This window comes from Streptomyces sp. NPDC048825, from assembly GCF_043198355.1.
GTDB lineage: Bacteria > Actinomycetota > Actinomycetes > Streptomycetales > Streptomycetaceae > Streptomyces > Streptomyces xiangluensis.
This window is the reverse complement of record NZ_JBICUR010000019.1, coordinates 1-23391: the sequence shown is the minus strand read 5'-3', so window position 1 is coordinate 23391 and position 23391 is coordinate 1. Positions and strand designations below refer to the sequence as shown.

The following is a 23391-nucleotide window of genomic DNA, read 5'->3' as shown; positions in this document are numbered from 1 at the left end:
CAGACTAGTGCCTGTTCCGCCGGGCCGTGTCGCGGAGGCCGGAACCCTGGACCGACGCCGACCTGCTCCGGGCCGCCCGCACTCCCGTCGGATCGTCCGCCGCCGGGAGGCCGACGGTGAACTCCGTACACCCGGGGACGCTGTGTACCTCGATACGGCCGCCGTGCGCGGACGTGATCGCCGCGCGATGGCCAATCCCAGCCCCGACCCTCCCGCTCGCGCGTCCGTGCGGGGGCGGGAGGTGTCGGCGCGGGTGAAGCGTTCGAAGACTCCGGGCAGGAGGGCGGGCGGGATGCCCGGGCCGTCGTCGCACGCCCTCGCGGCGGGCGCACGGCCCGCCCTCCGGGCGCACGACGGGAGTTCGACGACCAGACCTGACGAAGACCTACGAAAGCGCCAATTCCCCTGACCGAAGGGGGCATTGGCACTCCTCGGCCACAGGATTCCCTTGAGTCGCTTTCCACTCAGCGCTCACGCTGATCACTGGCTCCCTCTCACCAGGGCGGGAGCGTTCAGCGTTCAGGGGAGGAAGTCCACACATGCGAAGACTCCACGCCCTCTGGGCCGTGGCAGCCGCGGGCGGTCTGCTCACGGGGGCCATCACGCCCTCAGCGGCCGATCCCGCGTCCCCGGTCACGAAGCCGGCCACCAAGCCCGGCACCACGAGCACGCAGACCGTCACCCTCATCACCGGCGACACGGTCACACTCACCACCGGCGCCGACGGCAAGTCCGCCGTCGACGTCCGACGCGGCAAGGGCCGCGAGTTCGCCACCTTCCTGTCGAGCGAGCAGAAGGGCGAGGTCAGCGTCGTACCGGACGACGCGATCCCGCTGCTTCAGGCGGGCCGTATCGACCCGGCCCTGTTCAACGTCACCCAGCTCGTCAAGCAGGGGTACGCGGACTCGAAGACCGGCGCCATCCCGCTGATCGCCACCTACCGCCAGGGGAACTCCACCCCCGAGGGCGCGCGCAGGACGCTGTCCCTGCCCAGCATCGACGGCGCCGCGCTCACCGCGAAGAAGTCCACCGCCGAGAAGTTCTGGGCGGACGTCGCCCCCGACGCCGAGAACACGGCCGCCGAGCCCACGGCCAAGGCGGCAAGGCAGCTCGACGGCGGCCTCGACAGGCTCTGGCTGGACGCCAAGGTCAAGGTGTCCCTCGACGTCAGCGTCCCGCAGATCGGCGCCCCGGAGGTGTGGCAGGCGGGCTACGACGGCAAGGGCGTCAAGATCGCCGTCCTGGACACGGGCGCGGACACCGGACACCCGGACCTCGCGGGCAAGATCACGGAATCGAAGACCTTCGTGCCCGATCAGGAGGTGCAGGACGGCCACGGCCACGGCACCCATGTCGCGTCCACGATCGCCGGCTCGGGCGCTGCCGCCGACGGCAAGCGCAAGGGCGTGGCGCCGGGCGCGGAGCTGATGGTCGGCAAGGTCCTCAACAACGCGGGCTCCGGCCAGACGTCGTGGATCATCGCCGGCATGCAGTGGGCAGCGGACTCCGGCGCGGACATCGTCTCCATGTCCCTCGGCGGTACGGCTTCCGGCCCCTCGGACCCGATGAGCGAGACGGTGGACGAGCTGTCCGCGTCGACCGGCACCCTCTTCGTGATCGCCTCGGGCAACTCGGGCCCGCGGGAGCAGACCGTCGGTACGCCGGGCATCGCCGACTCGGCGCTCACGGTCGGCGCGGTCGACAAGTCCGACAAGCTCGCCTCATTCTCGAGTCGTGGCCCGCGCCTCGGCGACTCCGCGGTCAAGCCGGAGATCACCGCACCCGGCGTGGGCATCACGGCGGCCCGCGCCTCCGGTACCTCCATGGGCGCGCCGCTCGACGACAACTACACGGCGGCCAACGGCACTTCGATGGCGACCCCGCACGTGGCGGGTGCGGCAGCGCTGGTCGCGCAGGCCCATCCGGACTGGACGGGCGAGCAGATCAAGCAGGCGCTGGCCAGTACCGCGAAGACGAACGCCGACAACTCCGTGTTCGAGCAGGGAGACGGCCGCGTCGACGCCGTGCGGGCGGTCAAGCAGAACGTCTTCGGGACCTCGACCCTCAGCTTCGGCAAGTACGAGGACGGCGACACGGAGGTCGACAGCAAGGACATCACTTACACCAACACCACTGAAACGCCCGTGGAGTTGAAGCTCTCGTCGAGCCTCGCCGACGTCACCCTGGGGGCCACCACCGTGACCGTGCCCGCGAAGGGCACCGCCACGGTCCCGGTCGGCGTCGACCCGGCGCCGGCAGCCCAGGGCCGGTACACGGGCCACATCACCGCGACCGCCGACGGCATCCTGGTCACGACGGGTGTCGGCTTCGAGAAGGCGCCGAAGACGCACGACCTGAAGGTCTCCCTCGTGGGCCGCGACGGCAAGCCGGCCACCACCCGGGCGTCGCTCTACGTGTTGCAGGAGCTGAACGGCGCCTACGGCAACGCCTACGGCTTCATGGGCGCCACCGGGACCTGGGAGGTCCCGGCCGGTACGTACTCCATGGCCACCTGGATCGACGACACCGACGCGGGCGGCGTGGCCGTCGGCACGTCGGTCGTCGGCAACCCCGAGATCAAGGTCGACGGGGACACCGAGGTCACGCTCGACGCCCGCAAGGCGGTAGAGATCAAGCCGCAGACCAAGGAGGACGCCGAACACCAGGGCTTCACCACCTCGTGGCACCGCGAAGGCCCGGGGAGCTCCTTCGGGATGACGTACAGCCAAGGCCCCTGGACCGACCACGTCTATGTGGCGCCTACCGAGAAGGTCACCGAGGGATCCCTTGAGTTCTACGCCAAGTTCCGTCTGTACGCGAAGGAGTTGACGGCGAGCGTCACCAGCCCCGAGAAGTACGCGCTGCCGCTCGAGTACGCGAACACGTACAACGACTTCCCGGTGAAGATCACCGGTGACCGGAAGGTGCGGGCGGTGTACGCGGGCGCCGGCACGGCGGCCGACTTCAAGGGACTGGACGTCAAGGGCAAGGCAGTGGTGGTCGGGGTCCCCGCCGACACGTGGGGGCCGGACGAGGCGATGGCCAACGCGGCTGAGGCGGGGGCGAGTTATCTGATCGCGTACCGCAAGAAGGCCGGCCAGTGGCTCACGGCCGTGGACAGGGCGACGATGCCGGTGATGGTCGCCACCGGCGAGGACGGCGAGAAGCTCACCACCCTGCTGAAGAGCGGCAAGAAGGTCACGCTCAAGCTGGGCGGCACAGAGGTCAGCCCGTACGTCTACAACGTGACCCTCCCGCAGTCCGGAGCGATCTCGCCGGACCAGACGTACACCCTGGACCGCTCCACCACGGCGAAGGTGAAGAACCGTTACTACGCGGGCAGGGCAGGCGAGATGGGGGCGGACACCGTCTACACGTTCCGCCCCTGGCAGCTCGTCGCGGTCGAGTCCAGTGACTACATGCAACTCGGCCAGGAACGCACCGAGTACTTCAACGTGAGCCCCGACACCCGCGTCTGGCACACCGTCTACCCGTCCTGGGAGTCGTTCGGTGGCCAGTGGAACACCTTGCGGACCTACGGCAAGGCGGGCACCCAGCCGAGCGAGGACTGGCTGCGCCAGGTGGTACGCCCGGCGACCAGCACCGAGTACGGCCTCTCGGAGCGCACCGGCGACAAACTCACCCTCCAGGTAGCTGAGTTGAGCGACTCGACGCCCGGTCACTACGGGTATGTGAGAGACGTCAACGACACCGGGCAGGGCAAGCTCTACGCGGACGGTCAGCTGGTCGGGGACTCGACGGTCGGCGGGTACGGCACCTTCGACGTCCCGGCGGCGAAGGCCTCGTACCGCTTCGTGCTCGACACCCAGCGCAAGGCCGGCTGGACGCCGTACTCGACGAGCACCCACACCGAATGGTCCTTCGCCTCGGCGCACACCGACGAGGCGACGGCACTGCCCCTGCTCTCCGTCGACTATGACCTGTACGGGCTCGACCTCCTCAACCGCGCCGAATCCAAGCGGAAGCCGGAGCTCGGGCTCTCCGTCCGGGATCAGGAGGGGAGCGTCAAGGCCAAGGCCCTCAAGGCCTGGGTCTCGTACGACGACGGCGCGTCTTGGAAGGAGGCGAAGGTCCGGAACGGCAAGGCCGAGATCAAGCACCCGAAGGGCGCGGAGTTCGTGTCGCTGCGCGTGCAGGCCTCCGACGGCGCCGGAAACCAGGTCGATCAGACCGTACTGCGGGCGTATGGCCTGAAGTAGGAGCGCCGCCAAAAGCCGTGCGACAGCTTTAACAAAGACCGTCTACCGTGCCGGGCCATGGTGAACACGGCATACGACTCGGCACTCAGACAAACGGCACTTAGACAGACCCCTGCCGCGAGCCCCTGGGCCGCGGTGGGGGTCTCTGCTTTCGACGAGCTGCTGTACCAGGCGATTCTCCATCAGCCCGATGCGGGCGCGGGCGGCTGGGCACGGCTCACCGACGCGTCTCCGGCCCGGGTGCGCGAGGCCTGCGACCGGCTGCTCACACTCGGTCTGCTCCAACCGCCCGACTCCACCGGCGGGTTACGGGCCGTCGATCCGCGCGTGGCGATCCGCGCCCTGATCCGGCGACGCGAGACCGAGTCCGAGCTGCTCGCCGCCACCGCCGACGAGATGGCGACGGCGTACGAGGCGGGGCTGCTGCGCGAGGAACCGTCGCGCCTGGTCGACGTCGTGTCGGGCGAGGGCGCCAACGCCGCGCGCCTCGAGGAGCTGTACGCGCGCGCCGAGCACGAGGTGTGCGTCTTCGACACTCCCCCGTATCTCGCCCCGCGCACCCCGCAGTTGGACCTCCAGGCGGATCTGCTCAGCCGTGGCATCGTCTATCGCACGGTGTACGCGGCCACCGCCCTGGAGGACCCGGACGTGCTGTACCACGCCTGGAAGATGGTCGAACTCGGCGAGCAGGCCCGGGTGTTGCCCACCGTGCCTATCAAACTGCTGGTGGTCGACGGCCGCAGAGCGATGCTGCCGCTGACCGCCTCCGCCGCGGGCGGCTATTGCGCGGCGGTGGTACGGCACTCGGCGGTGACCGAAGCGCTGCAGAGGCTCTTCGAGCTGGCCTGGCAGCAGGCGACGCCGCTCGGTCAGCCGGTCACCGACGGCGAACTCACCGAGGGCGAAAGGGCGTTGACGCGACTTCTCGCCGCCGGAATGAAGGACGAGGCGGTTGCCCGGCACCTGGGAGTGAGCCTGCGGACGCTGCGTCGGCGGGTGAGCGATCTCCAGGAGCGGCTGGGTGCGGCGAGCCGCTTCCAGCTGGGGGTACGGGCGGCGCAGCGCGGCTGGGTGTGACGGTATGACGCGAAGGGGGCCGCACCCTGTGTCCTTCAGGGATGCGGCCCCTCGACTGCCGTACCTGAGCGCTTACTTGCGGATCAGGCTGCGCAGCACGTACTGCATGATGCCGCCGTTGCGGTAGTAGTCCGCCTCGCCGGGGGTGTCGATACGGACGACCGCGTCGAACTCGACGCCCGTGTCCGTGGTGACCTTCACCGTGCGGGGCGTGCGGCCCTCGTTCAGTTCTGTCACGCCGGTGAAGGAGAAGGTCTCCTCGCCGGTCAGGCCCAGGGACTCGGCCGAGGCGCCCTCCGGGAACTGGAGCGGGAGTACGCCCATGCCGATGAGGTTCGAGCGGTGGATGCGCTCGTACGACTCGGCGATGACGGCCTTGACGCCGAGGAGCGCGGTGCCCTTGGCGGCCCAGTCGCGGGACGAGCCGGAGCCGTACTCCTTGCCGGCCAGGACGACCAGCGGGATGCCCTGCTCGATGTAGTTGCGCGAGGCGTCGTAGATGAAGGAGACCGGGGCGCCGTCGACGGTGAAGTCGCGGGTGTAGCCGCCTTCCGTGCCCGGCGCGATCTGGTTGCGCAGGCGGATGTTGGCGAACGTACCGCGGATCATGACCTCGTGGTTTCCGCGGCGGGAACCGTAGGAGTTGAAGTCGCGGCGCTCGACGCCGTGCTCCGTGAGGTACTTGCCCGCCGGGGTGTCGGCCTTGATCGCACCGGCCGGGGAGATGTGGTCGGTGGTGACCGAGTCGCCCAGCTTGGCGAGGACGCGCGCGCCGGTGAAGTCGGTGACCGGCGTGGTCTCCATCGTCATGCCCTCGAAGTACGGGGGCTTGCGGACGTACGTCGACTGCGGGTCCCACTCGAAGGTGTTGCCGGTCGGGATCGGCAGCGCCTGCCACTGGGCGTCGCCCGCGAAGACGTCGGCGTAGGACTTGTTGAACATGTCCTCGCCGATGGCGTTCGCCACGACGTCGTTGACCTCGGCCTCGGTCGGCCAGATGTCCTCCAGGTATACGGGCTTGCCGTCCTGGTCGGTTCCCAGCGCGTCCTTGGTGATGTTCACCTTCATGGAGCCCGCGATGGCGTACGCGACGACCAGCGGCGGGGACGCCAGGTAGTTCATCTTGACGTCGGGGTTGATCCGGCCTTCGAAGTTGCGGTTGCCGGAGAGTACCGAAGTGACCGCCAGATCATGCTCGTTGACCGCCTTGGAGACCTCCTCCGGCAGCGGGCCGGAGTTGCCGATGCAGGTGGTGCAGCCGTAGCCGACGAGGTTGAAGCCGACCTTGTCGAGGTAGGGGGTGAGCCCCGCCTTGTCGAAGTAGTCGGTGACGACCTTGGAGCCGGGGGCGAGGGTGGTCTTGACCCAGGGCTTGCGCGTCAGGCCCTTCTCGACCGCCTTCTTGGCCACAAGGGCGGCGGCGACCATGACGTACGGGTTCGAGGTGTTGGTGCAGGAGGTGATGGCCGCGACCGTCACGGCACCGTGGTCGATCTCGTACGTCGAGCCGTCGGGGGCGGTGACGGTGGTCGGGCGGCTCGGGGCGCCGTTGGGGGCGACGGCCGGGGCGTCGGAGGCCGGGAAGGACTCCTGGCCCGCCTCGTCCACGTCGTCGACGTAGTTGCGTACGTCGGTCTTGAACTGCTCGGCCGCGTTCGCGAGGACGATCCGGTCCTGCGGGCGCTTCGGGCCGGCGATCGACGGGACGACCGTCGAGAGGTCGAGCTCCAGCTTCTCGGAGAAGTCGGGCTCGGCGGCCGGGTCGAGCCAGAGGCCCTGTTCCTTGGCGTACGCCTCGACGAGCGCGAGCTGCTGCTCGCTGCGGCCCGTGAGCTTGAGGTACTTGATGGTCTCGCCGTCGATCGGGAAGATCGCGGCGGTGGAGCCGAACTCCGGCGACATGTTGCCGATGGTGGCGCGGTTGGCGAGCGAGGTCGCGGACACACCCTCGCCGTAGAACTCGACGAACTTGCCGACGACGCCGTGCTTGCGGAGCATCTCGGTGATGGTCAGCACGAGGTCGGTGGCGGTGGTGCCGGGCTTGAGCTCACCGGTCAGCTTGAAGCCGACGACACGCGGGATGAGCATCGAGACCGGCTGGCCGAGCATCGCGGCCTCGGCCTCGATACCGCCGACGCCCCAGCCCAGCACACCGAGGCCGTTGACCATGGTGGTGTGCGAGTCGGTGCCGACGAGGGTGTCGGGGTATGCCTGGCCGTTCCGGACCATGACCGTACGGGCCAGGTGCTCGATGTTGACCTGGTGGACGATGCCGGTGCCGGGCGGGACGACCTTGAACTCGTCGAAGGCGGTCTGGCCCCAGCGCAGGAACTGGTAGCGCTCGCGGTTGCGGCCGTACTCCAGCTCGACGTTCTGTGCGAAGGCCTCGTTGGTGCCGAACTTGTCGGCGATGACGGAGTGGTCGATGACCAGCTCGGCCGGGGCGAGGGGGTTGATCTTCGCGGCGTCGCCGCCGAGCTCCTTGACGGCCTCACGCATGGTGGCGAGGTCCACGACACAGGGCACGCCGGTGAAGTCCTGCATGATCACACGGGCGGGGGTGAACTGGATCTCCTGGCTCGGCTGGGCCTGTGAGTCCCAGCCGCCGAGGGCCCGGATGTGGTCGGCGGTGATGTTCGCGCCGTCCTCGGTCCGGAGCAGGTTCTCCAGCAGCACCTTCAGGCTGTACGGAAGGCGAGCCGAGCCTTCCACCTTGTCCAGCCGGAAGATCTCGTACGACTCGTCGCCCACGTTCAGTGTGGCGCGGGCGTCGAAGCTGTTCGCCGACACGACAGTCTCCTTCATTCATGTGCGCGTACCACCGCATCCTGCCGCCACGTCGGTTGGCCGATCAGCTAAGGTAAGGCTAAGTTAGGTAACCCTTACCGATCCGGCGGCTGAGGTACGTCTCGGCAGATATCTCGATGTCGAGATAACTCTAGTACATGACCGCTGCCCGGTCATGCCCGGAGGGTGCGCCACCCTCGCGAAAGGCGACGGCAGAAATCAGCCGCGGCGTGCCGCTGCCGATCCGGGGTACCCACCCTGGGACGAAAGGACGCAGACATGCCCCTCACGTTCCGTAAGAGTTTCCGGATCCTGCCGGGGGTGCGGTTGAACATCAACCGGCGCTCCTGGTCCATCACCACGGGTGGCCGGCACGGGCCGCGGCACACGCGCAGCAGCACCGGGCGCCGGACCACATCGTTCGACCTGCCCGGCCCCTTCGGGTGGCGCAGGACACGTACCGCGACCCGGCGCCGCCGTGGCGCCACCCTCACCAGGCGTCACGGAGGCCGCGCCTGAGGGGACGTCACTCCAATGGACCCCCCGGGATGGTGACATCTCATATCCGAGATAGCCTTCCGGCATGGCAGACGATTACCTCGTACGCATCGGCAAGCTCATCCGTGACGCCCGCCAGCACCGGGGCTGGACACAGACGCAACTGGCCGTGGCGCTCAGCACCAGTCAGAGTGCCGTGAACCGCATCGAGCGCGGGAACCAGAACATCAGTCTTGAGATGATCGCCCGCATCGGTGAAGCCCTGGACAGTGAGATCGTCTCGCTGGGGTACGCGGGCCCGATGCATCTACGAGTGGTTGGCGGCCGGCGGCTCTCCGGCTCCATCGACGTGAAGACGAGCAAGAACGCGTGTGTGGCGCTGCTGTGCGCGACCCTCCTGAACAGGGGACGCACGGTGCTGCGCCGGGTGGCCCGCATCGAGGAGGTGTACCGCCTTCTCGAGGTGCTCGGCTCCATCGGCGTACGGACCCGGTGGATCAACGACGGGGTGGACCTGGAGATCGTGCCCCCGGCGGACCTCGACCTGGGCACCATCGACGCGGAGGCGGCCCGCCGTACGCGCTCGATCATCATGTTCCTCGGCCCGCTGCTGCACCGTATGGACCAGTTCAAGCTGCCGTACGCGGGCGGTTGCGACCTCGGTACCCGGACGATCGAGCCGCACATGATCGCGCTGCGCCGGTTCGGTCTGGACATCACTGCCACCGAGGGGCTTTACCACGCGCAGGTGGACCGGTCCGTCACACCCGGCCGGCCGATCGTGCTGACCGAGCGCGGGGACACGGTCACCGAGAACGCGCTGCTCGCCGCCGCGCGCCACGACGGCGTGACCGTCATCCGCAACGCCTCGTCCAACTACATGGTCCAGGACCTGTGTTTCTTCCTGGAGGCATTGGGCGTACGGGTGGAAGGCATCGGTACGACGACGCTGACCGTGCACGGGGTGCCGAACATCGACGTGGACGTGGACTACTGGCCCTCGGAGGACCCGGTCGAGGCGATGAGCCTGCTGGCCGCCGCCGTCGTCACCGAGTCGGAGCTGACGGTGCGTCGAGTGCCGATCGAGTTCCTGGAGATCGAGCTGGCGGTCCTGGAGGAGATGGGCCTCGATCACGACCGTACGCCGGAGTACTTCGCGGACAACGGCCGTACGCGGCTGGTCGATCTGCTGGTCCGGCCCTCGAAGCTGGAAGCGCCGATCGACAAGATCCACCCGATGCCGTTCCCGGGCCTGAACATCGACAACGTCCCCTTCTTCGCGGCCATCGCGGCCTCCGCACAAGGCAAGACGCTGATCCACGACTGGGTCTACGACAACCGCGCGATCTACCTCACCGACCTCAACCGCCTCGGCGGCCGCCTCCAACTCCTCGACCCTCACCGTGTGTTGGTCGAGGGCCCGACCCGCTGGCGCGCCGCCGAGATGATGTGCCCACCCGCGCTGCGCCCCGCCGTGGTCGTCCTGCTGGCGATGATGGCGGCCGAGGGCACGTCGGTGCTGCGGAATGTGTACGTCATCAACCGGGGGTACGAGGATCTGGCGGAGCGGCTCAACACGGTGGGGGCGCAGATCGAGATCTTCCGCGACATCTGATCCCTTGTTGTCCCTGCTCCTTACCGCTTACCGCCGCACCTGCTGAGATCGGGCTTCTGGCACCACCCTGCCGGTGGTGCCACGACTCCTGTCCGTGCCACCTGACAGCGCGGCGGCACCCTTCACAAGGTCCCCGCTCCCGGAACCTCCCGGCGCTGTTCGGCCTGTGGCTGCACCACGCCCGACAGCCGGAAGGACCAGGCCACGTTCATCTGCAAGAACCCCGACTGCGGCTTCCAGGCGAACGCCGACTGGAACGCGGCCCGGAACATCTTGCACCTGTATCGGATCGGCCACCAGGCGATCCCGGCTGCCGGGAGGGCAGTCGTCAGGCGCACTCGTGGCGTCAAGCCCGCCACCGAAAGGTAGGTGGGAATCTCCCGGCTTGCCGGGAGAGCACTTCAATTCGGGGACAACCACGCGCGGCACGCGCGGCGGCTCCAACGGATCAAGGCGAAGTGGGATCCGCGGAACGTCTTCCGTCACACACTCTCGGTACGCGCTGCCTGGCGTCCGGGGCGCGGGCACGTTCACGCCGTGCCCTTCTGAGAAACGCGGTCAGGCACAGCAGGAGCGTCACCGCTCCCGCGCTCGCCGCCGAGGCCGCGCGCAGGCCGGGTGGCCGGAAGGAGCAACGGAGTTGGTGCTCCGTGGCGTCGTCCGGCAGTGGTACCGCCAGCATGCCCAGGCGGCTCTGCGGGGCGCGCATCGGGCCGCCGTCGACCGCGCAGCGCCAGCCCGGTGTACGCGCGGTGGCGATGACGGCCGTGCCCGTGGAACCGGCCGGGAGTGTGGCTCGTACGCTGTGGCCGCCCGCCGCGACGTGTGTGGCGCCCCGGGCTCGCAGGTCCGTGATGGCCCGCCGTAGTGCGGCGGGGTCCAGGCAGGCCAGGGGTGAGTGGGTCAGTTCGGTGTCCTGGAAGACCGTGGCGATGGTGAGCGTGACACGGCCGTCCGCCGGGACGGTGCCGAGCGGCTTGGTGGCCACCGCCTTCTCGGGGCGCTCACCCCACAGGCGTACGAACCTTCCGTCGGGGCCGGCGAGCATGGCGTCGGTCCAGGAACCGTCGACGTACAGGCGGCTGCCGGGGCGGCATCGGGCGGTGATCCGGTACGGGGCGCCTGCGGCCGTCAGCCGGTACGGGCCCGACGCGCGCAGCGGGGCCGTGCCGTGCGCACCGGCGAAGGAGATCCGCGGCAGCTCGTACACCTTGTGTCCCAGTGCTGCCTGCTGGTGGGCGAACACCGAGGAACCTGGCGGGAGTCGGGGTGCCTCGCGTGGGTGGACGGTCACCAGCGGTGGCGCGGGGAAGCGTTCGACGCGTACCCGTGCCGGGGCGTCGGTGTGCCGGATGCGGGCGCCGACGGAGAAGATCGCGTCGGCGACCGGGTTGTCCTGGGGGATCAGATGGCGGCCGTACATCGTCCAGGAGTAGCCGAGGCGTCGCAGCAGGCGAGCGGTCTGCTTCGGCACGTAGCTGCTGTAGTAGGCCGGGCCCTCGCCGCCCAGGAGCTGGGGGTCGTTGTTGACGATCTCGGGCGGGCCGGTGTCGGTGCGATGAGCGGGCCAGTCGGCGACCCGCTTGACGGCCTCGCGTACCGCGTCGTGACGGGCGCCCCAGGTGGGCTTGGGGGTGTAGAAGGCCAGCTTGTGGCGCTGTTGGTCGACGGCGACACCGCTGGCCGCGGACTCTGCGAGGACGAGCACGGCGAGTGCGGCGCCGACCAGCCGGGCGCCGCGCTTCCCGGCGAGCAGCAGCAGGAGCCCGAGCGTGAGCCCTCCCGAGCCGAGGACCACGAGCCAGGTCAGGTGACTCACGCCGTTCTCGTTGCGTACGGACGCGGCGGCGAGGACGCAGGTGATCGCACCGGCGGCGAGCAGGGGTCCTGGCCGTGGCCGGTGGGCGAGGCACAGCCACGCGACCGAGACCAGCAGACCGGCGAGCACGAACGTCGCGCGGTACGGACTGCCGTTGGGCAGCGAGAGGCCGTACCAGGCCTTGACCGTGGGCAGCGAGCAGAAGGAGGCGACGACGGCGAGCAGCGCCAGGCACCACGCCACCCGCGTACGCACGGGGATCTGCCTGCTGAGCGGGAAGGCGAGCACCAGCAGCAGCGCGAGCATGCCCACGAAGAACCGGGGCAGGCTGCCGAACCCCCACTGTGCGGGCAGCAGTTGGAGCAGATACTCCAGGGGTGGCGGACGGCTGTAGGGCAGCGCGGGAATCGGCTGGGCACCCGCGGCGGCCAGGTACGAGGGCCAGATCACGGGCGCGGCGAGTGCCGTACCGAGCGCGAAGGTGAGGGCCGTACGGCCGAGGAACCGCAGCAGCCCTGTCCGGCTCCACTCGCGGGTGGCCAGCAGCACGACACCGACGACGGCTGTGCCGACGGCGGCCATCAACGCGGTGTAGAAGTTGCCGGCCCAGGCCATGCCCACCATGGGCGCGGCCCACAGCCAGCCACGCTCGCGCGTACAGCGGTCGAGCGCCAGCAGCATCAGCGGGAACCCCGTCAGGCCCCACAGCCACATCGGGTCGAACGCGCCGTCGCTGAGCGTCCAGCCCGACAGTCCGTACGCGGCGCCGAGCAGGCCCGCCTGCCACCAGCGGCCGGGCTTCAGCCGCCGTAGCCACAGCGCCATGACGGCCGCGCCGAGCCCGATGCTCAGGCACTCCCCCACGTACACGCCCAGGTCGACCTGGCGCCGCGGGAAGGCCGCGACGAGCAGCGAGAAGGGGTTGCCGAGGAAGCTGACGAAGTCCGCCCAGTACGGCACTCCGAAGGCGCTGTTCCAGTTGAAGAAGAGGTCGCCGGACGAGGTGCCGTGCAGCAGGTCCCACAGGTGGGCATGGAAGGGCACGAACTGGTTGCCGAGGTCGTTGACCGCACGCGAGCGGTCCCCGAAGGGGTACGTGCCGCGCAGCCCGCCCGAGATGACGAAGGCGGCCATGGCGATCGCCGCGGCCAGGCCGGGTCCGGCGAGGCGGGTCTTCATGCCGGCACCAGGATGCGGCGGGCGATCAGGAAGGTGACGGGGATCGCTCCGACGGCGGCGATCAGCGGGGCGATCCGTGCGTCCATGCCGAGGCCGGAGACCAGCGCGTAGACCCCGGCGGTGGTCAGCAGGAGGTTCGCGGCGTTCGTCAGCGGGAACAGCACGAACTTCTGCCAGCTCGGATTGGTCCGGTAGGTGAAGCGGACGTTCATGAAGAAGGAGCCGATCATGCTCAGCAGGGTCGCCAGGACATGCCCGACCAGATATGGCGTCCACAGGCACAGCAGCCGGTAAAGGGCGTAATACGTCCCGGTGTTGACGGCCCCGACCAGCGCGAACCGCAGGAGTTGCCCCTTCACGAGGAGCGGGTCCGCAGGGCGGGCGGACGGGTGACGTCCGCGGGCTGGCGCTCGCTCACCAGGTAGTGCGGGCGCTGCTTGCACTCGTAGTAGACCCGGCCGATGTACTCGCCGATGAGGCCGAGCAGCACCATCTGCATACCGCCGAAGCCGGTGATCGCGACGAGCAGGGTGACGTAACCGGGTGCGGTGACGCCGCCGATGAGCACGGCGCCGACCGTCCAGACGGCGTAGATGAGGGCCAGGCCGGAGAGCAGGAGCCCGAGGTGGAGGGCCAGTCGCAGGGGGCGGCTGTTGAAGGAGACCAGGCCGTCCACCGCGTAGTTGAGGAGCTTGGGGTAGCTCCACTTGCTGTTGCCTCCGGCGCGTGGGGTGTCCTGGTAGTCGAAGAAGACGGTGCTGAAGCCGATCCACGAGAACAGGCCCTTGGAGAAGCGGTTGCGCTCGCCCAGGTCAACGAGCGCGTCCACGGCGCGGCGCGAGAGCAGGCGGAAATCCCCGGCGCCGTCGACCAGTTCGACGTCGGCCCAGTGGTTGAGGAGCCGGTAGTAGGCGCGGCTCAGCAGGGTTCGCACGGGGCCGTCGTGGTTGCGGGAGCGGCGGGCGACGACCTGGTCGAAGCCTTCGCGCCGCAGGTCGAGCATCTTGCCGAGCAGGGCGGGCGGGTGCTGGAGGTCGGCGTCCATGATGGCGATGTGGTCCCCGGTGGCCTCGCTCAGCCCCGCGAGCAGTCCGGCCTCCTTGCCGAAGTTCCGCGACAGGGACAGGTAACGGACGCGAGGGTCCCGGAAGGCGAACGCGCGCAGCAGGGACAGCGTGCCGTCGGTGGACCCGTCGTCGACGAACACCACCTCGTACGGCTCCCCGAGTTCGTCGAGCCGCGCGTGGAGTTCGTCGTTGAACGCCTCGAGCACCTGCTCCTCGTTGAAGCAGGGCACCACGACTGACAGCATCCCGCGCTCCTTGCTTCTGGCCCGGAGGCCGGGGTGCCTCCGGGCCGGATGTTCTGTGGGCGACGTCCGGTGGACGTCGGGTCCTGGACGTCGGCGTCCTGTGCGGGGCGTCAGGCTTCGACGAGCGTGATGTCCTGTTCCTCAGTCGCGTGGACATGCGGCCGGGGGAGGTTGAGGGGGAGGCTGCCGTCGCTGCGGAGTTCCATCACCGTGGCCTCGACATGGGCCGGTCCGGGCTCGAAGCGGCCCGGCCGCGTCCGGCCGGTGTTCGTCCAGGTGTGCTCGGCTCCGTCGCAGACCGCGCGTGTGCCGCCGATGCCGTACCGCACTTGGCTGCCTGCCTGAGCGGCCAACGACGAGGTGACGAGCACCGGGCCGGAGCTGTCCGAGCAGCGGTAGGTGCCGGAGAGGGTGATGGTGCCGTCCGCCGCGATCCGGCCCGTCTCGTCGACGGTCACCACGCCGGCGGCGACGGTGGTGGAGTCGGCGGGATCGGGATCGGCCGGTTCGTCGACGGCGGTGGCGGACGGGGCGGCGAGCATCAGCAGCGCCGCACCGGCGGCCACGCCGAGGATCTTGCGTAGGAACATCGGTTTACCTCCTCGGGTGGGATTCCCAGAGGTACCCGGCGCTCGTCGCCGCGGCCGTGACCGTCACCCCTTCGGTGGCGAGTCCGTACCGTCCGTTCCGGGGACGTCCGAAGCATGTCCGCGTGTTGTCACGCTTCACGGACGGCGGTTCCGCCCAGTCCACGGCCGGGGCATGGTCTCATTACGAGGCGGCGACCACGTCGCCCGAACCCGTCGCACGTGGAGGTACGCCATGTGTACTCACCGGCCTTCCTGCCCGCAGTCCGACCGCTCCGGCCGCGACACCGCACACATCGTCGCGGCCCACCCCGAGCAGGGCTGGTACCTCCTGTGCGACGGCGCCATCGTCTTCGACGACACGGGCGCCCTCCTGCCTGACGGCCGCGTCGTCGCCCCTCACCGAGTACCGGTGGAGCACCTGAGCATCGCGGCGTAAGCGCTCCGCTGGGTGGGCGGTCGAAGGTGCGGGTCCGTCGTGGCTGGTCGCTCCCCCACTCTCGGCTTCTCCCCCACTCTCGACTTCGCTCGAGCGGGGGGACCCCCATCGCGGCGGAGCCGCACATTGATACAGCCCCGCGCCCCTGAAGGGGCGCTGTGCCGCGCCTTGCCTCTATGGGAGGACCGCGACCCCGTCGAGTTCCACCAAAGCCTGGGTGTCCCAGAGGCGTACGACTCCGAGGACGGCCATGGCCGGGTATTCGAGGCCTGCCAAGTTGCGCCAGATGCGGCCGAGTTCGGGGGCGTGGGTGCGGTAGTCGGCCACGTCCGTGGTGTAGACGGTGACGCGGGCGAGGTCGGTGGGGGTGCCTCCGGCGGCGCGTAGAGCGGTGAGGAGGTTGGTCAGGGCGCGTTCGAACTGGCCGGGGAGCGTGGAGCCGACGATCTTGCCCTCGGTGTCCAGGGCGGTCTGGCCGGCGAGGTAGATGACGCGAGAGCCGGTGGTGGTGACTGCGTGGGAGAAGCCGGTGGGCGGGGAAAGTTCGGCTGGGTTGATGCGCTCGGTGGTCATGCGCGGTCCTCCTCCGCGGACGGCTCCCTGTCACCCAATTCCTTGTACAACTCCTTTGCGATGACCGCCCGTTGGACCTCGCTCGCCCCCTCGTAGATCCGTGGGGCGCGTACCTCGCGGTAGAGGTGTTCGAGGAGGTGGCCGCGGCGCAGAGCGCGGGCGCCGTGCAGTTGGACGGCGGCGTCGACCACGTACTGGGCCGTCTCGGTGGCGAGCAGCTTCGCCATCGCGGCGCGTTTCGGGACGTCGGGGGCGCCTTCGTCGTACGCCGCTGCGGCCGCGTAGACCATCAGGCGAGCCGCCTCCGTCCGCTGGGCCATCTCGGCGACCTGGTGGGCCACGGTCTGCAGGTCGCTCAGTTTGCCGCCGAACGCGTCGCGTCCCGCGGTGTGCGTGAGGGTGGCGTCCAGCGCGGCCTGTGCCATGCCGACCGCGAAGGCGCCGACGCTCGGGCGGAACAGGTTGAGGGTGTTCATCGCGACGCGGAACCCACGGTCGGGTTCACCAAGGACGTCGCCCGCGTTCACCGGTACGGCGTCGAAGGCGAGGGTGCCGATGGGGTGCGGGGAGAGCATGTCGAGGGGGGTGCCGGTGAGTCCGGGGCGGTCGGCGGGCACCAGGAAGGCGGTCACCCCGCGGGCGCCGGCGCCGGGCGTGGTGCGGGCGAAGACGGTGTAGAAGTCGGCTTCGGGCGCGTTGGAGATCCAGCACTTCTCGCCGGTGAGGCGCCAGCGGGCCGGGCCGTCGGGTTCGGCCTGCGGCGAGGTGTCCTGTTCCGCCCGGAGGCTCAGCGCCGCCGCGTCCGAGCCCGCGCCCGGCTCGCTCAGGGCGAAGGCCGCCACCGCCGTGCCCTCGGCGACGCGGGGCAGCCAGCGGTCGCGCTGGGCCGGGGTTCCGTACGCGTGGACCGGGTGGGCGCCCAGGCCCTGGAGAGCCAGGGCTGTCTCCGCTTCCGTACAGGCGTAGGCGAGGGACTCGCGCATCAGACACAGGTCGAGCGCGCCGGAGGTGAACAGGCGCTTCAGGAGGCCGAGTTGAGCCAGTTCCACGAGGAGCGGGCGGTTGACGTGGCCCGGTTCGCCCTTCTCGGCCAGGGGGCGCAGACAGTCGGCGGCGACGGCCCGTAGCTTCGCGCACCAGGCGGATTGTTCCGGATCGAGCGAGAATGCGGTCATTGCCGGTCCCTTCTCCCCCTGCCGGGCCACACCCCAAGGCTATCGCGGACCGTTGACTGTCGTCACCAACACGATACGCTCGATGCGCGAGCCCACCACGACACAGGGGGCGAACCGCCATGGAACCCACGGACTCCAGGGACGCGAGCGACACCGGGCGGCCGACGACCTCGGCCCACGTCGACACCTTCGCCCGCGACCATCTCCCACCCCCCGGCCAGTGGCCCGAGCTCCGCTTCGACCTCCCAGGGCTTCACTACCCCGAACGGCTGAACTGCGCCGCCGAGCTCCTCGACCATGCCGACCCGGACCGGCCCGTCTTCCGTACGCCGTCCGGCGACCTATGGACGTACGGCGATCTCCGCACCCGAGCCGACCGGATCGCGCACGTCCTGACCCGTGACCTCGGCGTGGTGCCCGGCAACCGCGTCCTCCTGCGCGGGCCCACCACGCCCTGGCTGGCCGCGTGCTGGCTGGCCGTCCTGAAGGCGGGCGCGGTCGCCGTCACCGTGCTCGCCCAGCAGCGCCCTCACGAGCTGGCCACGATGTGCGAGATCGCGCGGGTCGGGCACGCGCTGTGCGACATCCGGTCCGTGGACGACCTCGCGAAGGCGGAGATCCCCGGGCTGCGGATCACGACGTACGGCGGCGATGCTCCCGACGACCTCCTGAACCGAATAGACCGCCGGGTGAACCCCGGCACCCCCGACGAGCCGTACCCCGCCGTGGACACCGCCGCCGACGACGTCGCCCTCATCGCGTTCACGTCCGGCACCACCGGCCGCCCCAAGGGCTGTATGCACTTCCACCGCGACGTCCTGGCGATAGCGGACACCTTCTCCGAGCACGTCCTGAAACCGCACGCCGACGACGTCTTCGCCGGCAGTCCCCCGCTCGGCTTCACCTTCGGACTCGGCGGCCTGGTCGTCTTCCCGATGCGCGCGGGCGCCAGCGCCCTGCTGCTCGAACAGGCGGGCCCCAAGCAGTTGCTGCCCGCGATCGCCGAGCACCGGGTGTCGGTGCTGTTCACCGCGCCGACCGCGTACCGCGCGATGCTGGAGGAGCTGGACTCGTACGACATCTCCTCGCTCAGGCGCTGTGTGTCCGCGGGCGAGAACCTGCCCGCCGCCACCTGGCAGTCCTGGCACGAGCGCACCGGCCTGCGCCTCATCAACGGCATAGGCGCCACCGAACTGCTGCACATCTTCATCTCCGCGGCCGACGACGACATCCGTCCGGGGACCACGGGCGTTCCCGTACCGGGGTGGCACGCGCGCGTGCAGGACGAGAACGGCGAACCGGTGCCCGACGGCGAGCCCGGCCTGCTCGCCGTGCGCGGACCGGTCGGCTGCCGCTATCTCGCCGACCCACGGCAGTCGGAGTACGTACGTGACGGCTGGAACATCACCGGCGACACATATGTCCGTGACGCCGACGGCTACTTCCGCTATGTCGCACGTGCGGACGACATGATCATTTCCGCCGGGTACAACATCGCCGGCCCGGAAGTCGAGGACGCGCTCCTGCGTCACCCGGACGTGGTGGAGACGGCGGTTGTCGGCCTGCCCGACGAGACACGCGGCCAGGTCGTGGTGGCGTACGCGGTACTGCGGGCCGGAGCGCGACAGGACCCCGAGGCGCTGCGCACCTTCGTCAAGTCCGAGCTGGCGCCGTACAAATGCCCGCGCCGGATCGTCTTCATGGAAGCGCTGCCGCGTACGGCGACGGGGAAGCTTCAGCGCTACCGATTGCGTACAGGCGTCAACCCGGGCCATACGGAAAGCAGTTCCGCCGGCACGGAAAGCGATCTCCGGTCCACGCAAGGTGACCTGGCATGACGCCGACGACCTAGAATGATCAACGTGTCCGAGCAGCACACTCCCCGGTCCCTCATCGTCACCTTCTACGGCGCGTACGGCCGCTTCGCCGCCGGTCCCGTGCCGGTCGCCGAGCTGATCCGGCTGCTGGCCGCGGTCGGCGTGGACGCGCCCTCCGTACGGTCGTCCGTGTCCCGGCTCAAACGCCGCGGGCTGCTCCTGTCGGCGCGCACGGCGACGGGTGCGGCCGGGTACGAACTGTCGCCGGACGCAAGGCAGTTGCTCGACGACGGCGATCGGCGGGTCTACGCGGCGGCGCCCCCGGAGGACGACGACTGGGTGCTCGCGGTGTTCTCCGTGCCGGAGTCCGAGCGGCAGAAGCGGCATGTGCTGCGCTCCCGGCTCGTGGGCCTCGGCTTCGGAACGGCCGCCCCCGGGGTGTGGCTCGCGCCGGCCCGCCTCCACGAAGAGACCCGTCATACGTTGGAACGGCTGCGTCTCGACGCGTACGTGGAGCTGTTCCGCGGTGCGCATCTGGGCTTCACGGCGACGGCCGAGGCGGTCGCGCGCTGGTGGGACCTGGCCGGGATCGCCAAGCAGCACGAGGAGTTTCTGGACCGCCACGCGCGCGTGCTGCACGACTGGGAGGCGCGGACGGACACTCCGCCTCAGGAGGCGTACCGGGACTATCTGCTGGCCTTGGACTCCTGGCGCCACCTCCCCTATGCCGATCCCGGACTGCCGCCCGCGCTGCTGCCGCCGGACTGGCCGGGGGCCCGCTCGGCGGCCGTCTTCCGGGCACTGCACGAGCGGTTGCGGGATGCGGGCGCCGCATTTGCGTGGGGGTCCCCCCGCTCGAGCGAAGCCGAGAATGGGGGAGCCCCGACAGGGTTGCCCGGAATCTGAACAAAACCTAGGACGACGTGAGTTGCCTCACATTTAGGTCAGTGCGAGCAACGCTCAGACCGCTCCTAGCCTCTTCTCATAATCCTTACCTAGGCTTGCGACGCATGAGTCTGATGCGCAATCTGAACCGGGCGCTCACCGCCACCACCGGCCTCCAGGTGCACAGGGCCCCCAACGCCCCCGCCGCGCCCAAGCAGCCGAAGGCCGCACCGGCGAAATCCGCCAAGCGGCCCACGCCGGTGTACCGACGCCCCGCGGCCGAGGACCTGACGACGGACCGACTGCTGCGGCAGCCGGTCTTCATCATGTCGCCCGTGCGCTCCGGTTCGACCCTGCTGCGCATGCTCCTGAACGCGCACTCGCGGCTGCACTCCCCGCACGAGACGCACATCCGCCGGCTCGAGGTCGACTACGGCAGCAAGCTGTCGCAGCGCGCCATGAGCGCCCTCGACCTGGAGCGCGGCGACCTGGAGCATCTGCTGTGGGACCGGGTGCTCCATCGCGAACTGGTCAAATCGGGCAAGGACTTCCTGGTCGAGAAGACGCCGAGCAACGCGTTCGTCTATCAGCGCATCCAGGACTGCTGGCCCGACGCCCGCTTTGTCTTCCTGCTCCGCCACCCGGTGTCCATCGCCCGGTCCTGGCACGAGGGCGACCCCGAAAAGCGCACCTACGACGAGGCGGCGGCCGACGCACTGCGTTACATGAAGGCCGTGGAGAAGGCCCGTAAGGGCATCACCGGCGGCCACACCGTGCGATACGAGGACATCACCGCGGACCCCGAGAAGGAGATGCGGAGCCTGTGCGAGTTCCTCGAGGTCGAGTTCGAGCCGTCGATGCTCGACTACGGCAAGAAGGACGACTCGCAGGTGGTCAAGGGGCTCGGCGACTGGCGCGACAAGATCAAGTCCGGTCAGGTGCAGGCCGGTCGTGCGCTGCCGAAGGACGACGAGGTCCCCGAGCTGCTGCGCCCGATGTGTATGTCCTGGGGTTATGTGTCATGAGACCGCACGCCGAGGTTGAAGAGGTCTGGCCGCGCGACGGCCGTGTCCGCCTCGTGGGCCGCATCCACGGCCGGGCCGCCGGGGGCACCGACGGTTGGCGGATGGTGCTCGTGCTGCGCGGGACCGACCGGCGGCTGCGGTACCCCGCGCGCGTGAAGGGCGATCGCTTCGAGAGCGAGCTGCCCGTCTCCGACCTCGCTGACCGTGACGCGGAAGCCGACGGAGAGGTTGAGGAGTGGGACATCCATCTCACCGACGGCGAGGCGGAGTTGCGCGTCGGGCGTCAGCTCGACGACATCCGCGGCAAGAAGAAGATCATGGTGTTCCCGGAGCAGCGGCTGAGCGGCTGGAGTGTCCGTCCGTACTACACGGTCAAGGACAACCTGTCGCTGGAGTGCCGTCTGGAATGCCGTTCGGAAGAGGCGATATGACAGTCCGGAATCAGGCGCCGCGACTTACGACGCATGAGGCCCCAAAGCGCCCGAAGGTCCGCTATCTGCTCTTGCACGCGTACGGCCGCGGCGGCACGATCCGCACCGTGATGAACCAGGCCAACTCCCTTGTGCGGGCGGGCTGGGACGTCGAGCTGGTGAGTGCGCTGCGCCGCCGCAAGGACATCCAGTTCCCGCTCGATCCGCGGGTGACGGTCTCCACGGTCGTCGACCTGCGGGAGGGCGAGTACACCCCGCCGTCCTCTCTCGCCGGCCGCTGGCACGACTGGCGCCGGGGCAGGCTGCTCGAGCGGCCCGGAAGGCACATCCCCGCGGGCGAGTTCGGCTACCGGTACTTCAACCGGTACGTCGAGGAGCAGCTCATCGCGTACCTGTCCACACTGCGGGACGGCGTCCTGGTGACCACGCGGCCCGCGCTCAACTTCCTGGCCGCGCAGCACGCGACGGGCGGCGTGGTCCGTGTGGCGCAGGAGCACATGAACCACGGCACGCACAAACGTGATGTGCAACAGCGCATCCGGGAGACCTATCCGAGCTTCGACGCAGTCGCCGTCCTGACCGAACGGGACCGCCAGGAGTACGAGCAACTGCTGCCCGGCACCAGGGTCGTACGCATCCCCAACGCCGTGCACTCGCTCGACCAGGTCCCCTCCGACCATCACGCGAAGATCGCCGTGGCGGCCGGGCGGCTCTTCCCGCAGAAGGGCTTCGACATGCTCATCGAGGCGTGGTCGAAGCTCGTCGAGACGTACCCCGAATGGCAGTTGAGGATCTACGGCAGCGGTGAGAAGAAGGCCGAGCTGCGGGCCCTCATCGAGGAGCATCACCTCTACAACCATGTGTTCCTGATGGGCCACACCGACCGGCTGGACGACGAACTCGCCAAGGCCTCGTTCTACGTGCTCAGTTCACGCTTCGAGGGCCTGCCCATGGTGATGATCGAGGCGATGAGCCACGCGCTGCCCGTGGTGAGCTTCGACTGCCCGACCGGGCCCTCCGATGTGCTGACGCACGGAGTGGACGGGCTGCTGGTTCCGCCGGAGGACCCGGACGCGCTCGCCCAGGCCATGGCCAAGCTGATGGCCGACGAGTCGCTGCGTTCGGAGATGGGCGTCGCGGCCGTGCTGACGGCCGCCTCGTACGGCCCGGACGCCGTACACCCGCGCTGGGAAGCCCTGTTCACCGAACTCCACGAACAACGGCTCGGCACCGCCGACGCCGCGAAAGGACTGCGCGTATGACCCACACGGCAAAGGCTCAGGGAGCCACGATCTGGCTCACCGGGCTGCCGAGCGCGGGCAAGACCACGATCGCCCGCATTCTCGCCGGCCGGCTGCGCTCCGAGAACCACCGCGTGGAGGTGCTCGACGGCGACGAGATCCGCCGCTTCCTCTCCGCGGGCCTCGGCTTCTCCCGCGAGGACCGCAACACCAACGTGCAGCGCATCGGCCTGGTCGCCGAAGTCCTCGCACGCAACGGCGTGCTGGCGGTGGTGCCGGTCATCGCGCCGTACGCCGACAGCCGCGAGGCGGTGCGCAAGCGGCACGAGGCGAGCGGGACGCCGTACATCGAGGTGCATGTCGCCACTCCGGTCGAGGTGTGCGCCGAACGCGACGTCAAGGGGCTGTACGCCCGTCAGGCCGCGGGTCAGCTGACCGGGCTCACCGGCGTCGACGACCCGTACGAGCCGCCGCTGGACCCGGCCATCGCGCTGAAGACCCACGGGGAGACGCCCGAGGAGTCGGCGGACGCGGTGTACGCGGTGCTGGCGGAGAGGGGGCTCGTATGACCTCCGTGAGCGCCGAGCGTGCGTACACGCTCTCCCATCTGGACGCCCTGGAGTCGGAGGGTGTGCACATCTTCCGTGAGGTGGCGGGTGAGTTCGAGCGGCCGGTGATTCTTTTCTCCGGCGGCAAGGACTCGATCGTCAT

At 69.6% G+C, this 23391-nt stretch carries 18 protein-coding genes and 4 pseudogenes; 14 read left to right on the top strand and 8 right to left on the bottom strand.

The window, feature by feature from the left end:
* Positions 1–4 precede the first annotated feature (4 nt).
* Positions 5–318 (bottom strand): annotated as a pseudogene (locus ACGFNK_RS35845) (ATP-binding protein); the annotation flags it as partial.
* 221 nt (positions 319–539) lie between these two features.
* On the opposite strand from ACGFNK_RS35845, the gene ACGFNK_RS35840 reads away from it, so the two are divergent.
* Positions 540–4220 (top strand): S8 family serine peptidase, encoded by a 3681-nt coding sequence (locus tag ACGFNK_RS35840; RefSeq protein ID WP_393422755.1) that lies wholly within the window; start codon positions 540–542, stop codon positions 4218–4220.
* A gap of 57 nt (positions 4221–4277) precedes the next feature.
* Positions 4278–5297 carry a LuxR family transcriptional regulator gene (locus ACGFNK_RS35835; RefSeq protein WP_393422753.1) on the top strand — a complete coding sequence of 340 codons (1020 nt, stop codon included), beginning with the start codon at positions 4278–4280 and terminating at the stop codon, positions 5295–5297.
* 72 nt (positions 5298–5369) lie between these two features.
* On the opposite strand, the gene acnA is transcribed toward ACGFNK_RS35835, so the two are convergent.
* Positions 5370–8087 carry an aconitate hydratase AcnA gene (gene acnA / locus ACGFNK_RS35830; RefSeq protein ID WP_393422751.1) on the bottom strand — a complete coding sequence of 906 codons (2718 nt, stop codon included), beginning with the start codon at positions 8085–8087 and terminating at the stop codon, positions 5370–5372.
* 276 nt (positions 8088–8363) lie between these two features.
* Here acnA and ACGFNK_RS35825 point away from each other — a divergent pair, with 276 nt between their 5' ends.
* The 4 genes and pseudogenes from ACGFNK_RS35825 to ACGFNK_RS35810 all read left to right on the top strand — a co-directional run.
* Positions 8364–8603, top strand: a complete 240-nt coding sequence (locus tag ACGFNK_RS35825; protein ID WP_386349486.1) for a DUF4236 domain-containing protein — start codon at positions 8364–8366, stop codon at positions 8601–8603.
* Positions 8604–8667: 64 nt separating this feature from the next.
* Positions 8668–10197, top strand: a complete 1530-nt coding sequence (locus tag ACGFNK_RS35820; protein ID WP_388682507.1) for a UDP-N-acetylglucosamine 1-carboxyvinyltransferase — start codon at positions 8668–8670, stop codon at positions 10195–10197.
* 105 nt (positions 10198–10302) lie between these two features.
* Positions 10303–10566: pseudogene (locus tag ACGFNK_RS35815) on the top strand (zinc ribbon domain-containing protein); the annotation flags it as partial.
* Positions 10567–10668: pseudogene (locus ACGFNK_RS35810) on the top strand (hypothetical protein); the annotation flags it as partial.
* On the opposite strand, the gene ACGFNK_RS35805 reads toward ACGFNK_RS35810, so the two are convergent.
* From ACGFNK_RS35805 to ACGFNK_RS35790, 4 genes are all read right to left on the bottom strand, one after another.
* Positions 10646–13150: a YfhO family protein gene (locus ACGFNK_RS35805; RefSeq protein WP_393422988.1), complete on the bottom strand. Its 2505-nt coding sequence runs from the start codon at positions 13148–13150 to the stop codon at positions 10646–10648. The pseudogene ACGFNK_RS35810 and the gene ACGFNK_RS35805 overlap by 23 nt on opposite strands.
* A gap of 41 nt (positions 13151–13191) precedes the next feature.
* On the bottom strand, positions 13192–13554 hold the full coding sequence (locus tag ACGFNK_RS35800) for a GtrA family protein (RefSeq protein ID WP_393422749.1): 363 nt from the start codon (positions 13552–13554) through the stop codon (positions 13192–13194).
* On the bottom strand, positions 13551–14507 hold the full coding sequence (locus ACGFNK_RS35795; RefSeq protein ID WP_393422747.1) for a glycosyltransferase family 2 protein: 957 nt from the start codon (positions 14505–14507) through the stop codon (positions 13551–13553). Before ACGFNK_RS35795 ends, ACGFNK_RS35800 begins: the two co-directional genes overlap by 4 nt.
* Before the next feature lie 110 nt (positions 14508–14617).
* Positions 14618–15097, bottom strand: coding sequence for a DUF6299 family protein (locus ACGFNK_RS35790; protein WP_393422745.1), 480 nt, complete (start codon positions 15095–15097; stop codon positions 14618–14620).
* 232 nt (positions 15098–15329) lie between these two features.
* On the opposite strand from ACGFNK_RS35790, the gene ACGFNK_RS35785 reads away from it, so the two are divergent.
* Positions 15330–15533, top strand: coding sequence for a DUF5999 family protein (locus ACGFNK_RS35785; protein ID WP_388682497.1), 204 nt, complete (start codon positions 15330–15332; stop codon positions 15531–15533).
* A 174-nt stretch (positions 15534–15707) separates the two neighbouring features.
* On the opposite strand, the gene ACGFNK_RS35780 is transcribed toward ACGFNK_RS35785, so the two are convergent.
* Complete coding sequence (locus tag ACGFNK_RS35780; protein ID WP_393422743.1) at positions 15708–16106, bottom strand: RidA family protein; 399 nt, start codon at positions 16104–16106, stop codon at positions 15708–15710.
* Entirely contained in the window at positions 16103–17281 is a 1179-nt protein-coding gene (locus ACGFNK_RS35775; RefSeq protein WP_393422741.1) for an acyl-CoA dehydrogenase family protein, read from the bottom strand. The genes ACGFNK_RS35780 and ACGFNK_RS35775 overlap by 4 nt, the downstream gene beginning before the upstream one ends.
* A gap of 119 nt (positions 17282–17400) precedes the next feature.
* Here ACGFNK_RS35775 and ACGFNK_RS35770 point away from each other — a divergent pair, with 119 nt between their 5' ends.
* From ACGFNK_RS35770 to ACGFNK_RS35740, 7 genes and pseudogenes are all read left to right on the top strand, one after another.
* Positions 17401–19119, top strand: coding sequence for an AMP-binding protein (locus ACGFNK_RS35770; RefSeq protein WP_393422739.1), 1719 nt, complete (start codon positions 17401–17403; stop codon positions 19117–19119).
* Positions 19120–19134: 15 nt separating this feature from the next.
* Positions 19135–20004 (top strand): PaaX family transcriptional regulator C-terminal domain-containing protein, encoded by an 870-nt coding sequence (locus tag ACGFNK_RS35765; RefSeq protein ID WP_393422737.1) that lies wholly within the window; start codon positions 19135–19137, stop codon positions 20002–20004.
* Positions 20005–20108: 104 nt separating this feature from the next.
* Positions 20109–21008, top strand: a complete 900-nt coding sequence (locus ACGFNK_RS35760; protein ID WP_393422735.1) for a sulfotransferase family protein — start codon at positions 20109–20111, stop codon at positions 21006–21008.
* A complete protein-coding gene (locus ACGFNK_RS35755) occupies positions 21005–21439 on the top strand; it encodes a hypothetical protein (protein ID WP_393422733.1) in 435 nt (144 codons plus the stop codon). The genes ACGFNK_RS35760 and ACGFNK_RS35755 overlap by 4 nt, the downstream gene beginning before the upstream one ends.
* Positions 21436–22701 (top strand): glycosyltransferase family 4 protein, encoded by a 1266-nt coding sequence (locus ACGFNK_RS35750; RefSeq protein ID WP_393422731.1) that lies wholly within the window; start codon positions 21436–21438, stop codon positions 22699–22701. The genes ACGFNK_RS35755 and ACGFNK_RS35750 overlap by 4 nt, the downstream gene beginning before the upstream one ends.
* Positions 22698–23249: an adenylyl-sulfate kinase gene (gene cysC, locus ACGFNK_RS35745; RefSeq protein ID WP_393422729.1), complete on the top strand. Its 552-nt coding sequence runs from the start codon at positions 22698–22700 to the stop codon at positions 23247–23249. Before ACGFNK_RS35750 ends, cysC begins: the two co-directional genes overlap by 4 nt.
* 14 nt (positions 23250–23263) lie before the next feature.
* A pseudogene (locus ACGFNK_RS35740) lies at positions 23264–23391 on the top strand (sulfate adenylyltransferase small subunit); the annotation flags it as partial.